Origin of the sequence: Aphanothece microscopica RSMan92 (assembly GCF_046613545.2) — a bacterium.
Classification (GTDB): Bacteria; Cyanobacteriota; Cyanobacteriia; order PCC-6307; family Cyanobiaceae; genus NIES-981.
On record NZ_JBKKKY020000016.1, the window covers coordinates 41,526 to 53,162 of the forward strand.

Annotated in this window: 20 protein-coding genes; 7 read left to right on the forward strand and 13 right to left on the reverse strand. The window is 66.8% G+C overall.

Annotation, left to right across the window (positions count from 1 at the left end; translation table 11 throughout):
• Nucleotides 1-22: 22 nt before the first annotated feature.
• Nucleotides 23-844 carry a M23 family metallopeptidase gene (locus ACLD7X_RS06670; RefSeq protein ID WP_411422747.1) on the forward strand — a complete coding sequence of 274 codons (822 nt, stop codon included), beginning with the start codon at nucleotides 23-25 and terminating at the stop codon, nucleotides 842-844.
• 3 nt (nucleotides 845-847) lie between these two features.
• On the opposite strand, the gene ACLD7X_RS06675 is transcribed toward ACLD7X_RS06670, so the two are convergent.
• A complete protein-coding gene (locus ACLD7X_RS06675) occupies nucleotides 848-1,072 on the reverse strand; it encodes a chlorophyll a/b-binding protein (RefSeq protein WP_412006809.1) in 225 nt (74 codons plus the stop codon).
• Between the two features lie 152 nt (nucleotides 1,073-1,224).
• On the opposite strand from ACLD7X_RS06675, the gene ACLD7X_RS06680 reads away from it, so the two are divergent.
• Nucleotides 1,225-1,854 carry a phosphate-starvation-inducible PsiE family protein gene (locus ACLD7X_RS06680; protein ID WP_411422749.1) on the forward strand — a complete coding sequence of 210 codons (630 nt, stop codon included), beginning with the start codon at nucleotides 1,225-1,227 and terminating at the stop codon, nucleotides 1,852-1,854.
• A gap of 500 nt (nucleotides 1,855-2,354) precedes the next feature.
• Here the strand turns inward: ACLD7X_RS06680 and ACLD7X_RS06685 are convergent, their stop codons facing one another.
• Nucleotides 2,355-2,837, reverse strand: a complete 483-nt coding sequence (locus ACLD7X_RS06685) for a cupin domain-containing protein (RefSeq protein WP_411422751.1) — start codon at nucleotides 2,835-2,837, stop codon at nucleotides 2,355-2,357.
• 192 nt (nucleotides 2,838-3,029) lie between these two features.
• On the opposite strand from ACLD7X_RS06685, the gene ACLD7X_RS06690 reads away from it, so the two are divergent.
• The 3 genes from ACLD7X_RS06690 (at nucleotide 3,030) to ACLD7X_RS06700 (ending at nucleotide 6,483) form a co-directional block, all read left to right on the forward strand.
• Nucleotides 3,030-4,280, forward strand: a complete 1,251-nt coding sequence (locus ACLD7X_RS06690; protein WP_411422752.1) for a glutamate carboxypeptidase — start codon at nucleotides 3,030-3,032, stop codon at nucleotides 4,278-4,280.
• Nucleotides 4,281-4,381: 101 nt separating this feature from the next.
• Nucleotides 4,382-4,555 (forward strand): DUF3955 domain-containing protein, encoded by a 174-nt coding sequence (locus tag ACLD7X_RS06695; RefSeq protein ID WP_411422753.1) that lies wholly within the window; start codon nucleotides 4,382-4,384, stop codon nucleotides 4,553-4,555.
• A gap of 218 nt (nucleotides 4,556-4,773) precedes the next feature.
• Nucleotides 4,774-6,483 carry a protein adenylyltransferase SelO family protein gene (locus ACLD7X_RS06700; protein WP_412006808.1) on the forward strand — a complete coding sequence of 570 codons (1,710 nt, stop codon included), beginning with the start codon at nucleotides 4,774-4,776 and terminating at the stop codon, nucleotides 6,481-6,483.
• Between the two features lie 7 nt (nucleotides 6,484-6,490).
• Here ACLD7X_RS06700 and ACLD7X_RS06705 read toward each other — a convergent pair whose 3' ends face one another.
• From ACLD7X_RS06705 to ACLD7X_RS06750, 10 genes are all read right to left on the reverse strand, one after another.
• A complete protein-coding gene (locus ACLD7X_RS06705; RefSeq protein ID WP_411422756.1) occupies nucleotides 6,491-6,676 on the reverse strand; it encodes a hypothetical protein in 186 nt (61 codons plus the stop codon).
• Nucleotides 6,676-6,855 carry a type II toxin-antitoxin system HicA family toxin gene (locus ACLD7X_RS06710; protein WP_411422757.1) on the reverse strand — a complete coding sequence of 60 codons (180 nt, stop codon included), beginning with the start codon at nucleotides 6,853-6,855 and terminating at the stop codon, nucleotides 6,676-6,678. Before ACLD7X_RS06710 ends, ACLD7X_RS06705 begins: the two co-directional genes overlap by 1 nt.
• A gap of 125 nt (nucleotides 6,856-6,980) precedes the next feature.
• Nucleotides 6,981-7,445, reverse strand: coding sequence for a hypothetical protein (locus tag ACLD7X_RS06715; protein WP_411422758.1), 465 nt, complete (start codon nucleotides 7,443-7,445; stop codon nucleotides 6,981-6,983).
• A gap of 14 nt (nucleotides 7,446-7,459) precedes the next feature.
• A complete protein-coding gene (locus tag ACLD7X_RS06720; RefSeq protein WP_411422759.1) occupies nucleotides 7,460-7,759 on the reverse strand; it encodes a HepT-like ribonuclease domain-containing protein in 300 nt (99 codons plus the stop codon).
• Nucleotides 7,760-7,799: 40 nt separating this feature from the next.
• The gene (locus ACLD7X_RS06725; protein ID WP_411422760.1) at nucleotides 7,800-8,165 is read right to left on the reverse strand and encodes a nucleotidyltransferase family protein; all 366 of its coding nucleotides are present in this window, start codon (nucleotides 8,163-8,165) and stop codon (nucleotides 7,800-7,802) included.
• 425 nt (nucleotides 8,166-8,590) lie between these two features.
• Nucleotides 8,591-8,944: a HepT-like ribonuclease domain-containing protein gene (locus tag ACLD7X_RS06730; protein ID WP_411422762.1), complete on the reverse strand. Its 354-nt coding sequence runs from the start codon at nucleotides 8,942-8,944 to the stop codon at nucleotides 8,591-8,593.
• Nucleotides 8,945-8,946: 2 nt separating this feature from the next.
• The gene (locus ACLD7X_RS06735) at nucleotides 8,947-9,246 is read right to left on the reverse strand and encodes a nucleotidyltransferase family protein (protein WP_412006806.1); all 300 of its coding nucleotides are present in this window, start codon (nucleotides 9,244-9,246) and stop codon (nucleotides 8,947-8,949) included.
• 444 nt (nucleotides 9,247-9,690) lie between these two features.
• Nucleotides 9,691-9,870 carry a type II toxin-antitoxin system HicA family toxin gene (locus ACLD7X_RS06740; RefSeq protein WP_411422764.1) on the reverse strand — a complete coding sequence of 60 codons (180 nt, stop codon included), beginning with the start codon at nucleotides 9,868-9,870 and terminating at the stop codon, nucleotides 9,691-9,693.
• Entirely contained in the window at nucleotides 9,867-10,085 is a 219-nt protein-coding gene (locus tag ACLD7X_RS06745) for a type II toxin-antitoxin system HicB family antitoxin (protein ID WP_411422765.1), read from the reverse strand. The genes ACLD7X_RS06740 and ACLD7X_RS06745 overlap by 4 nt, the downstream gene beginning before the upstream one ends.
• Nucleotides 10,086-10,191: 106 nt before the next feature.
• Nucleotides 10,192-10,575, reverse strand: coding sequence for a DUF3427 domain-containing protein (locus ACLD7X_RS06750; protein WP_411422766.1), 384 nt, complete (start codon nucleotides 10,573-10,575; stop codon nucleotides 10,192-10,194).
• Between the two features lie 130 nt (nucleotides 10,576-10,705).
• Between ACLD7X_RS06750 and ACLD7X_RS06755 the strand changes: the two genes are divergently transcribed.
• On the forward strand, nucleotides 10,706-11,017 hold the full coding sequence (locus ACLD7X_RS06755) for a nucleotidyltransferase family protein (protein ID WP_412006805.1): 312 nt from the start codon (nucleotides 10,706-10,708) through the stop codon (nucleotides 11,015-11,017).
• Nucleotides 11,007-11,357: a HepT-like ribonuclease domain-containing protein gene (locus ACLD7X_RS06760; RefSeq protein WP_411422768.1), complete on the forward strand. Its 351-nt coding sequence runs from the start codon at nucleotides 11,007-11,009 to the stop codon at nucleotides 11,355-11,357. Before ACLD7X_RS06755 ends, ACLD7X_RS06760 begins: the two co-directional genes overlap by 11 nt.
• A gap of 14 nt (nucleotides 11,358-11,371) precedes the next feature.
• Here the strand turns inward: ACLD7X_RS06760 and ACLD7X_RS06765 are convergent.
• A partial coding sequence (locus ACLD7X_RS06765; RefSeq protein ID WP_411422769.1) for a DUF3427 domain-containing protein occupies nucleotides 11,372-11,637 on the reverse strand: 266 nt, incomplete at its 5' end.

The window sequence follows — 11,637 nt, forward strand, 5'->3', positions numbered from 1 at the left end:
GCGAGGGCCGCTGGCCGGTTCGATGGCGCCTGCGCATCCCCGCTGGGTCCCTGTACTGCTGCTGCTCCCGCTGCTGCCCCCGTTGCTGGGCGTTGCCACGGCTGGGGTGGAGGCCGCCCCGCTGCCCGAGCCGCCGATCCCCGATTCGGCCACCGGGGCCGTCGCCGGGGCTGGGGCTGACGCGGCGCCGTGGTCCGATGCCCTGCCGCCGCCGGCGGCAGGGCCCCCCGCCGCGGGGGGGGGGGGGGCCACCGCCGTGCCTGGGCCGACCAGGCCCGAACGGCCGGCGGCCATTCCCGCGGAGGTTGCCGTGGGGGATCTTGCGCCCGAGGAACCGGCGGATGGGGCCGGCGGTGCGGCCCAGGCCCCGCCACGACCGTGGCACTACCCCCTGGCCGTGGCGGCTTCCGAGCAGGATCCCTGGGGATGGCGCTACTCCAGTGCGCGCGGGGCCTGGCGGATGCACACCGGTCTGGATCTGATCGCTCCTGAGGGCATCGCGGTGCTGGCGGTGCAGGCGGGGCGGGTGCAACGCGTGGCCGAGATCGACGGCTACGGCCTCACCGTGCTGATCGACCACGGCAGCGGTTGGTCAAGTCTCTACGCCCACCTGTCGCAGGCCACGGTGGCGGCGGGGGAGCGGTTGGAAGCCGGGCAGTCGCTGGGGCTGGTGGGCCAGAGCGGCAATGCCAGCACCGCCCATCTGCATCTGGAGCTTCGACGGCGGCAGCCCCGGGGCCTGGTGGCGGTCGATCCCACGCCCCTGCTGCCCAGTCCTCAGGACGCCGCCTGGAGGCCACCGCCGGGGAGTCCTCCGGCCCGCGCCACCGCGGTGATGCCTTAGGCGTCAGGTGCCCCAGCCCAGGTACCAGCGCACCAGGGCGAGCACCTGGTCGGCCGGCCCGTGGCCGCTGAGCCATTCGCCGATCAGGGCGGCGGCGAAGCCGAGCATGGCCACCCGGCCATTGAGCCGCTCCACACCCTCGAGAGCCCGGGTGTTCCAGGGACGGCGGGTGGTGAGGCCCTCGCCGAACTTCTCGAGCGGTTCGTAGCGGAACTGGGGCTCGGTCATCGGGCTGGGTGACTGCAGGCCCGAGCCTATGCGCCCCGACAGGCCATCAATGGGATCAGCACGGCTGATCGTTTGGTCGTTGATTGATAAGCGAAGGCCCCTTAGGGTCGCGTCACGTCTGCTGGTCCTGCACCAGAGTTCCGGTCGAATCCATGACATCTGCCGCCCTCACGCCCCCGTCGGAAGCCCGTTCCGGCCCCGCCCCTGCCACCGCCGTGCCGCCCTCCGCCGTGCCGCCCTCCGCCGTGCCGCCCGCCCCCGCCGCCTTGCCCTGGCACCAGCAGTTCCGCCGACCTCAGATCGTCCAGTCGCTCGAGGCGGTGCAGGACCTGATCGCCGTGTCCCTCTGCCTGGGCCTGTTCTGCGTGATGGCCCTGCAGCTCAAGACGATCTTCGCCTCGCTGATCACGCGACCGCAGTTTCACGCCATCACGGCCGACATCCTGTTCATCCTCATCCTGGTGGAGCTGTTTCGCCTGCTGATCATCTACCTGCAGGAACAGAGGGTCTCGATCGGTGTGTCCGTGGAGATCGCGATCGTGTCGGTGCTGCGGGAGGTGATCGTCAACGGGGTGCTCGAAACCGACTGGCGCCAGATCCTGGCCGTGTGTCTCTTTCTCGCCACCGCTGCCCTGCTGATGGTGGTGCGGGTGTGGCTGCCCCCCACCTTCGCCGGGGTGGATCCCGAGGGACACGTGTCGGCCCGGATGCGGGTGGATCGGCCCGGGGAAGGCCATGGTGGAGGGGACGCCGCGACGGCAGCCGCAACGAAGCTGCTCTGAATCCCCGCAGCCTTGGGCACAGGGGTCGCGGATATTCGGCCCGGCGTGAGGGTGGGGTCATTCGGTGGATCCCACTGCGCCGGGCTACACCGACAGGGAGACGCCCTGATCTTCATCCATGCAGAGAGACGGGCAAGGCGCTCCAGTCCGCTAACCGGATCCGGCCATCGAGGTGATCGCGCCGGCCTTCCGGCTCTACGTGTTCGGCAATGCCGCCGTGGAGCGACATCCCCAACAACCGGATGCTGCGCTGGTGTGAGGACACCGCCTGTGCATCACGGCCGGCCAGTCGGTCTATGCGGTGTACGTGGAAGCCCGGGGACTGCCGTTCCCCTCGATGCCATCGCCACCCTGGTGGAGCTGCGAATCAGTGACCGCACCATCAGGGGCACCCCAGAACCACAGCGGCAATGCCCCCATCCATCCGATGGCTGGGCAGGCGGATGGCTGGGAAAGGATCTTCGAACCCCCGCCTCCATGTCACGGCCTCGGGACCCTGGTCAGGGCAGATCCTTCGGCACGATGTCGATCACGATCGCTTTGGCCGGAGCATCGGTCTCGTTGCGCCACCAATGCACCACCCCGGCCGCTTCGAAGGCCACCTCTCCCGGAGCGAGCGGTTTCGGGCGGGCGCCGGGGGCACGTCGCTCGGTCATCTCCCCCTCCAGCATCACGGCGACACCCGGGCGGCGTTCATGGCGATGCACGCCGATCTGGCCGCCGGGGGCAACGGTGATTTCCCTGGCGCGCAGCACATAACCCTGCATCGATGGAAAATCCTGCTCCAGATCCGTCGATCCCAGCAGACGCACAGACAGAACACCGCGCGTTTCCTTCGGGGCCCCGGGCAGGAGGTGCTCCAGACCCTGCCGCTCCCTTTCTGGAACCACCGCCTTGGAATCAGCCCTGGCCGGCAGAACCGGGCCGGCGCCGATGCCGGCTGCCAGGCAGACAAGGGCGGCCCTGATCCAGCCTCTGGTCATCCAACCTGTGGCGCCAAAGGTCATGCGGGGATCCGAGAATCGGGGCCAATGCTGACAGCTCTCCAGGGTGGGTTCCCTCGGGCATGGGATCCAGCGAGGCACGCCACAGACTGCTGCTGAGCCCGTGGCCGCAGAGGCTGCCCGTGGCACCGAACCTCACCAGGCTGATGCAAGCGGTCAGTCCCGATCACGATGCTGAGACCCCTGGCCGTTCTGCTGGCCCTGCACGTTGCTCTGCCGGCGGCGGCGCAGGTGCCCCAGGCCCCCGCAGCGGATCGAACCTTGCAGAGGCAGAGCCAGGCGCGGATCAAGCCCTTCCTGGCCGAGCTGGGCAGCCTGGTGGCGATCGACAGCGGCAGCGACCAGCCTCAGGGTCTGGAGCGGATGGCCACTCACCTGGAGCAGCGGCTGCGGGGGCTCGGGGCCAGGGTGGAGCGGCACCCGGCCAGGCCCGCCGCCGGCGACACCCTGGTGGCGCGCCTCGAGGGGCGCGGCGATCGGGGCATCCTGCTGTTGATCCACTACGACACGGTCTTCCCGGACGGCGAGGCGGCACGGCGGCCATTCCGGATCGAGGCGGGCCGTGCCACGGGGCCGGGGGTGGCGGATGCCAAGGGCGGGGTGGTGATGATCCTGCAGGCGCTGGAGCTGCTCAGAACGCGCAACGGCGACGAGCACACACCGATCACGGTGCTGTTCAACCCCGACGAGGAAATCGGCTCGCCGGGATCGGCGCCGCTGATCGCCGAGCTGGCCCGCCGGCACGCGGTGGTGCTGTCGTTCGAACCGAGCCCGCAGAACGGCGTGATCGACTCCACCAAGGGCATCGTCTTCCTCACCCTCACGGTGCAGGGCCGGGCGGCCCACGCCGGTGCCGATCCGGCCAGCGGCCGCAACGCGGCCGTGGAGCTGGCCCATCAGATCGTGGCCCTGCAGAACCTGGGGGATCCGGCCCGGGGCACCACGGTGAACTGGACGGTGCTGCGCAGCGGTGAGCGCCCCAACGTGATCCCCGCCGAAGCCACCGCCACCGCCGACATGCGGTATGGCGATCCGGGCGAACTGGAGCGGGTGCGCCAGCAGGTGGAGCGCACGATCCGCCGCCGTCACATCCCCGACACCACCGCCACCCTTTCCCTCACGCCGCGGCGGCCGCCCTTCCCGCCCAATCCGGCAACCGAGGCGCTGGTGTTGCAGGCCCGGGCGATCTTCCGCGAGCTGCAGCTCCCCCTCCCGGCCATCGCGATGGGGTTCGGCACCGACGCCGGCCATGCCTTCCAGAGCGGCAGCGCCGGCCCGGCCGTGCTCGAGGGCCTGGGCGTGGTGGGCGGCGACCTGCACAGCCCGGCCGAGTGGATGGATCTCGGCAGCCTGCCGGAGCGCCTCTACCTGGTGGTGCGGCTGCTGGAGACGCTGCCCCTCGGCGGCTCGGCGGCTCGGTGAATCAGCAGGGGCCGTGGCGGCAACCCGCTCGAACCCAGAATGAGCCAGGGTGAAGCGCGCCCGCGGCATGAGGCTCCATCAAGCTCCCCACCCTGATCGCCGTGATCGCCCTGGCCGGGGCCGTGGCCAGCGGCAGTGCCTACAGGCTGCAGGGCCAGAGGATCGACGCGAACGGGATCCTGCGCGAGCCCTTCGCGCTGATCCCGATCACCTACGCCCTGATCGCCGTCTCCGCTGTGAGCGCGGCGGTGAGCCTGGCCCGACGGAAGCGCTGACGCCGCAACGCCCTCAGACGTTCCACCTTCATCCACCCCCATGATGTTGCCTCGCGCCGTCACCCTTGGGGCCCTCAGCGCCGGCTGCCGCCCGCGGCGAGATGGTGGGGGCCCGCACCCGGCCTGCCACCGGTGGCAACGGGTTCGCCAGGATGGTGCCCTCAGCGTCAGGGCCCTGCCCAGGCCGCGCCATACCCGAGAGACCCGTGCCGACAGCCGTGCCGACCACAGCGCCGAACACAGTGCCGGCCTCGGCACCGACCAGCACGTTCGCTGAGTTTGCAGAGCGGGCCGACTATTCGCTGCTGGACTCCCTGCAGGCGGATCCGCAGGCCAGCGGCGATGGCCATGATCACCGGCCCCGCCAGGTGTTCTCCGGTCATTACGTGCCGGTCACACCCACGCCGCTTCCGGTGCCGGAGCTGGTGGCGCACAGCCGAGCCCTCTTCCACGACCTGGGCCTGAGCGAGGCGCTGGCCCATGACGACCAGTTCCTGCGGCTGTTCTCCGGCGACATCGGCGTGACCACGGAGCCGATGCGCCCCTTCGGCTGGGCCACCGGTTATGCCCTCTCGATCTACGGCACGGAATACATCCAGCAGTGCCCGTTCGGCACCGGCAATGGCTATGGCGATGGCCGGGCCATTTCCGTGTTCGAAGGCGTGTTCAACGGCCGGCGCTGGGAGATGCAACTCAAAGGCGGTGGCCCCACGCCCTACTGCCGCGGCGCCGATGGCCGCGCCGTGCTGCGCTCCAGCGTGCGCGAGTTTCTGGCGCAGGAGTTCATGCACGCCCTGGGGGTTCCCACCTCACGCTCACTGACGCTGGTGGTGTCGCGCGCCGAAACCGTGCGCCGGCCCTGGTATGCGCCGAATTCCCGTTCGTTCGATCCCGACATCCTGGTGGACAACCCGGCGGCGATCACCACCCGGGTGGCGCCCTCGTTTCTGCGGGTGGGCCAGCTGGAGCTCTTCGCCCGCCGCGTCCGCAGCCAGGCCCATCCGGCTGCGCTGCACGAGCTGGGGATGATCGTGCGTCACCTGATCGAGCGCAACTACCGGCCCCAGATCGATCCGGATCTGGAGTTCAGCGATCAGGTGGTGGAGCTGGCGCGGTTGTTCCGCGGGCGGCTCACCGCACTGGTGGCCCACTGGATCCGGGTGGGCTACTGCCAGGGCAATTTCAACAGCGACAACTGCGCCGCCGGTGGCTACACGCTCGACTACGGCCCCTTCGGCTTCTGCGAACTGTTCGATCCCCGCTTTCAGCCCTGGACCGGCGGCGGCGAGCATTTCTGCTTCTTCAACCAACCGGTGGCCGCCGAGGCCAACTACCAGATGTTCTGGGCCGCCCTCCGGCCGCTGCTTGAGGACAACACCGAGGCCCTGGCGCGGCTGGATCAGCTCCGCGACGGCTTCGCCGAGGCGATGAACCAGGCGATGGAGGCGATGTGGGCCAGCAAGCTCGGGCTGACCAGCTATGACGCCGCGCTGGTGAACGAGCTGCTGGAGCTGATGCTGCTCTCCAAGGTGGATTACACGATCTTCTTCCGCCGGCTGTCGGCCATTCCGGAGGATCTCTCCACCCTGAAGGAGAGCTTCTACCTGCCCAGTTCAGAAGATCTCGAGGCGCGCTGGACGCAGTGGCTGCAACGCTGGCGGGATGGCCTCTCGGAGGGTGGCGATCGCAAGGCGACAGCCGAGGCGATGCAACGTGTGAACCCCGCGATCACCTGGCGCGAGTGGCTGATCGCGCCCGCCTATCAACAGGCCGAGCAAGGTGATTACAGAGCGATCCAGGAGCTGCAGGCGGTGTTCAGCCATCCCTACGCGGAGCCATCCGCGCAGCTGGCGGCCACGTACGACCGCCTGAAGCCCCGGGAGTTCTTCAACGCAGGGGGTGTGTCGCACTACAGCTGTTCGTCCTGAGGGGCGCTCATGGCAGCACCCGCACGGCCAGTAGCTGCTGGGGATCACGATCAGCCAGGAGATCGGCCCGCTGCAGGTTCCAGAGCGTGTTGGCCACCTCGCTGAGCATCAGCTCCGGGGCGATCACCAGAGCCGCCTCGCGGATCTGCTCCGCCACGGCAGCAGCGGCATCGAGAACGCAGGTGAGGGCCATCAGCGCTCGCGGTCGGCGCGGATCAGTGCTTCCGGCGTCTGCTTTCCGGCCAGGGCGCTGGCGCCCATGGTGATGGCGTTGCTCATGATCAGATGCCCGGATTCCCTCACCACGCGATAGCCAAGTTTCTGGAATACCCGCACCGCCTCCTTCTGGCTGATCCCCGGAAGCCTGGGCATTACACGGCCAACTCCAGCATTTCCACGATCTTCACCCCAGCCTCTTCAGCTTCCACTTCCAACCAGAGGGTGATGGCCTCGCGGATGTTGCTGAGAGCTTCCTCGCGGCTGTTGTCCTGGGAGTGTCAGCCAGGCAGGTCGAGGCAACTCACGGCCCAGCCTTCTTCGGTTTCCAGCAGTCGGATGCGGTAGGTCATGTCCCAGCGCCATCGGTCTCCACAGTCTGGCTCCCCCCAAACCGCCAACGCCACTGTCATGCCAAGCAACAGCCTGGCAGCCACCCCGCCGCGACCGCCCTCCCGCCGGTGCTCGCGCACGTAGCCGCAGGCTTCCGCACAGCGGTACAGCAGCACCCGCGACCCCCGCGCCTCGTGGTGGATGGTGCGCTGCCCGGTGGGGGAGGCGGCGGTGGTGGTGCTCTGGCTCTCCAAGTGGAACAGCGAGGCCCCCAGGGCCAGGTCGCGGGTGCGGGTGGTGGGGGAGAAGAGGGCAGCGCTCTTGTTGAGGGTCACGAACAGCAGATCGGTGTGGCTGGGTTCGTGCCAGGGCACGCCTTCGCGGTGGATCCAGGGGGCTCCCCATCCCTTCATGAACAGGCTGCGCGTCAGGTCATCACGGCCTTCAGCTGAAGGATCAGCAGCGGCAATTCCACCTGCACCATATCCCACACCACATCAAGATCGACCCCCAGGTAGGCGTGGATGAGTTGATTGCGCATCGCAATGATCTCTCGCCAGGGGATCTCGGGATGAGCATGCCTCACTTCCTCTGGGATGCGCGTGGCGGCTTCGCCGATCAGCTCGATGTTGCGAAGAACGGCGTCCTGCATCAGTTGGTTCGCCTCAAACTGCGCACGATTCAGATCCACGCAGTAGCGCACGGCGCGATGGGCAAACCGATCCATGTCCTGTGCATAGAGACGCCAATCGCGTTTCGGATTGCCGTCAGAGGGTGATGGCATCCGCTTCCACCGCAGACCGGAGTTCCTGCCGGAGTGCTCGTTCCGTCACCAGATCGATGGGCTGTTGAAGAAGGTCTTCAAGAAACAGCTGGAGGCCATAGAAGCGCCTGGCTGTGGCGGGGCCGTCGAACTCCACCAGCAGATCAACATCGCTGTCGGGTGTTGCCGTGCCGCGGGCCCAGGAGCCGAACATCCGGAGGCTTCGCACGCCGAAACGCTCACTCCAGATGGGCGCATGCTCGCGCAAGCGGGTGATCAGAATGTCAGAACTGAGATCCATGGCCGGCAGGAAATGCTCAGTCGGGCCCTTGATGAAGGCTAAACCGCCAACCCCATCAAAGGCAGCCACACCGCCGGGATCTCCCGCTCCAGCCGCCAGCGGACCGCCATGGGGCGCTCCCCCTCATGGCTCTCGTAGCTGACGAAGCCCATACACCGACCGGGCTCGGTGACACCTGCCCGGTGGGGGAAGGCGCGGTGGTGGTGCTCTGGCTCTCCCAGTGGCACAGCGATGGCCCCAGGGCCAGGTCACGGGTGCGGGTGGTGGGGGAGAAGAGGACTTCGCTCCTGTTGAGGGTCACGAACTGCAGGTCGGTCTGGCTGGGTTCGTGCCAGCGGACGCCTTCACGGTGGATCCAAGGCATCCACACTGCGAATGCCGCGATCGCCGGCTCCAGACACACGGCCCCCCGGAAACGCCCTTTGAATCCGATGGCACTCAACTTGGGGAAAGGTAGGTGCCCAGTCAGGCGTTGGCTGCGTTCACGACAGTGACTAAGTCATGGGGGGATTTGTGCTCAGCACATCCCGCAGAGAGGCTTTCAGGCCAGGGAGGTCATTCTGGATTGCATCCCAGAGAATCAGCTGATCCACGGTTTCGTAGACATGGATGATTCTGTTGCGTGTGCCCACGATGAGTCGGAGGTCGGGAATGAAATCAAGAACGCTGGTATCGGCATCCTGCGCTCGGTTGAGGGCTTCTCCGATGATTTCGAACTTCCGTTCCACGGCTGATTGGATCAGCTGATTTTCAAGGTAGTGATCAAGCGTGCAGTTTTCGATGAAGCGCTGAATCGCCTCGATGGCTTCCAAGGCGTCGTGCAGGCGTTTCAGCGCCGCCCTTCGCATGGTCAGAGTTCCACCAGCACGCGGCGAGATGCGTCCACGTCCTTTCGGAAGTAAGGGTTGTGGATCATGGATTCCGTCAAGAGATCGACGGGTCGGCCGAACAAGGCTTCCAAGGCATCGGCGAAGGAACAGAAGCGCCTGGCATAGCCCTTTTCCCGCTGGTCAGCCATGCGCACGATGAAGTCGAGATCGCTGCTGGCAGGGTCGAACAGGCCCTTGGCCGCCGATCCGAAGACCTCAAGTCGATCCACCCCATAGCGGTCGCACAGCTCCCTGAGCGGCTCCAACCGGTCGGCCAGCAAGGGAAGGAGTGGAGCAGGGCGGTCCATGGCAACCAGGCTAAGGGCACCCCAGGTTCAACGCCCTCAAACCGCCAACCCCATCCCCTGCATCCACCCCGCCGGAATCGGCCGCTCCAGCCGCCAACGGATCGCCATCGGCCGCTCGCCCTCATGGCTCTCGTACCGCGCGAACCCCAGACACCGAAACGGCTCGGTGACACCCCCGGCGCGGCCCCCTCGCGCCGGTGCTCCCGCACAAACAGCAGCACCCTTGAACCCCGCGCCTCGTGGTGGATGGTGCGCTGGCCGGTGGGGGAGAAGAGGGCTTCGCTCTTGTTGAGGGTCACGAAGAGCGGGTCGCACTGACTTGGTTCGTGCCAGAGCACGCCTTCGCGATGGATCCAGGGGACGCCATCGTGCAGGATCCCGAAGCCGCCAGGCTTCTCCGCAGCAGTGATCCAGAACTCAACTCGCACCGAGGCTGGTGAGAATCTTTCGGGCCAGTGGTTCCTTGATTTCGTTGTGTCTTGGGACGGCTTCCTTGACTCCAGTGGCTGGGTTGATCCAGATGGAGTGTGAGGCTCCTTCTCGTTTCAGGACACATCCAGCCATGCGAAGACGCCGTTCCAGATCGCGGCGTTTCATCCGATCTTCAAGGGCATGCGCACAGCATCAGGCGGCAGCCCACGGCTGATATCAGCCTCACGATCCTCGAGGAGAAGCTCAATGGCGGCCTGCAGATCCGTTCTTGCTTCCTCCATGGTTTCTCCCTGGCCGTTCGCGCCGGGAATCTCCAGGCAGATCGCCCAGAAGCCACCCTCTGGAGCTGGCTCAATTACGGCAGTCAGTTCCCCCTTCATCAAGCCCGCCCCACTACCACGTTCCAATCAGCTTAGGTGCATCAAAACGTGGCAGCAGCCATGGAGGTGACCAGGCGCCCTCTTCTGAATCGTCCCCCCCCCCCCCTCAAACCGCCAACGCCATCCCCTGCATCCACCCCGCCGGGATCTTCCGCTCCAGCCGCCACCGAATCGCCATCGGCCTCTCCCCCTCGTGGCTCTCGTAGCGGACAAACCCAAGACACCGAAACGGCTCGGTGACACCCCCGGCGCGCCCACCTTCGCGCCGGTGCTCCCGCACAAACAGCAGCACCCTTGAACCCCCCTCCTCGTGGTGGATGGTGCGCTGGCCGGTGGGGGAGACGGCGGTGGTGGTCCTCTGGCTCTCCCAGTGGAACAGCAAGGGGCCCAGGGCCAGGTCGCGGTAGCGGGTGGAGGGGGAGAAGAGGGCTTCGCTCTTGTTGAGGGTCAGGAACAGCAGGTCGGTGTGGCTGGGTTCGTGACAGAGCACCCCTTCGCGATGGATTCAAGGGCACCAGCAGGAACCAGGGCAGCGGGTGCAGCCAGTGCTCAGCCCTGTCCGTGCAGCGGAGACGAAAGCGAATCCGGCCGCCTTGGTGAAGGCGGGTAAGAATGGGGCCATGGCAATCGCGCTGACCCCAAAGCAACTTGAGGCGATCACTGAGGCCTGCCGCCGTCATCCGGTGGCGCGCCTTCATGCCTTCGGATCTGTTGTGGGCTCCCACTACCAACCTGGTGTGAGTGATATCGACCTGCTGGTGGAATTCCATCCCTGCGATGCGGGGGTAGTCTACAAGGCGTATTTCAGTCTGCTGAATGAGCTCCGCAAGCAACTTCCAGCCCCGGTTGACCTTGTGATGGCAGACGCGGTTCGCAATCCCTATATCAAGGCTTCGATCGAGGCTGACAAGCAGATCCTTTATGCTGCGTGATCCGTCTGCGTATCTCAATGACATCATTGAGGCGGCTGCCGCCATCGAGGACGCTACTGATGGGCTCAATGGGGAGACTTATGGGCAAAGCCGCCTGATTCGCTCGGCGGTGGAGCGGGAATTCATCATCATTGGAGAAGCGCTCAAGGTGATCTCCCGGAGGTGGCCAGCCCTGTTCGCTTCCATACCGGAGGGCAGACAGATCATCGACTTTCGCAATCTCTTGACCCATGAGTATCTGAACGTGAGTGACCGACTTGTCTGGGGTGCCATTCAGGTTGATCTGCCCACGCTCAAAGCCCATTGCCGTGACCTGCTGCAGGAGCTGAACCCGGGCTGACGCGCCGTCCTCCCTCAAACCGCCAACCCCATCCCCTGCATCCACCCCGCCGGGATGGGTCGCTCCAACCTCCACCGAATCGCCATCGGCCTCTCCCCCTCGTGGCTCACATACCCGACAAACCCCAGACACCGAAACGGCTCGGTGACACCCCCGGCGCGCCCACCTTCGCGCCGGTGCTCGCGCACGAACAGCACCACCCTTGACCCCTGCGCCTCGTGGTGGATGTAGCGCTGGCCGGTGGGGGAGGCGGCGGTGGTGGTGCTCTGGCTCTCCCAGT

Coding starts and splice junctions, on each gene's coding strand:
- ACLD7X_RS06685 (WP_411422751.1), bottom strand. CDS start 2,837: ATGACCAGAGGCTGGATCAGGGCCGCCCTTGTCTGCCTGGCAGCCGGC.
- ACLD7X_RS06755 (WP_412006805.1), top strand. CDS start 10,706: ATGGCAATCGCGCTGACCCCAAAGCAACTTGAGGCGATCACTGAGGCC.
- ACLD7X_RS06745 (WP_411422765.1), bottom strand. CDS start 10,085: ATGAAGGGGGAACTGACTGCCGTAATTGAGCCAGCTCCAGAGGGTGGC.
- ACLD7X_RS06670 (WP_411422747.1), top strand. CDS start 23: ATGGCGCCTGCGCATCCCCGCTGGGTCCCTGTACTGCTGCTGCTCCCG.
- ACLD7X_RS06740 (WP_411422764.1), bottom strand. CDS start 9,870: ATGAAACGCCGCGATCTGGAACGGCGTCTTCGCATGGCTGGATGTGTC.
- ACLD7X_RS06720 (WP_411422759.1), bottom strand. CDS start 7,759: ATGGATCGGTTTGCCCATCGCGCCGTGCGCTACTGCGTGGATCTGAAT.
- ACLD7X_RS06715 (WP_411422758.1), bottom strand. CDS start 7,445: ATGAAGGGATGGGGAGCCCCCTGGATCCACCGCGAAGGCGTGCCCTGG.
- ACLD7X_RS06730 (WP_411422762.1), bottom strand. CDS start 8,944: ATGCGAAGGGCGGCGCTGAAACGCCTGCACGACGCCTTGGAAGCCATC.
- ACLD7X_RS06705 (WP_411422756.1), bottom strand. CDS start 6,676: ATGGCCCTCACCTGCGTTCTCGATGCCGCTGCTGCCGTGGCGGAGCAG.
- ACLD7X_RS06675 (WP_412006809.1), bottom strand. CDS start 1,072: ATGACCGAGCCCCAGTTCCGCTACGAACCGCTCGAGAAGTTCGGCGAG.
- ACLD7X_RS06710 (WP_411422757.1), bottom strand. CDS start 6,855: ATGCCCAGGCTTCCGGGGATCAGCCAGAAGGAGGCGGTGCGGGTATTC.
- ACLD7X_RS06760 (WP_411422768.1), top strand. CDS start 11,007: ATGCTGCGTGATCCGTCTGCGTATCTCAATGACATCATTGAGGCGGCT.
- ACLD7X_RS06680 (WP_411422749.1), top strand. CDS start 1,225: ATGACATCTGCCGCCCTCACGCCCCCGTCGGAAGCCCGTTCCGGCCCC.
- ACLD7X_RS06690 (WP_411422752.1), top strand. CDS start 3,030: ATGCTGAGACCCCTGGCCGTTCTGCTGGCCCTGCACGTTGCTCTGCCG.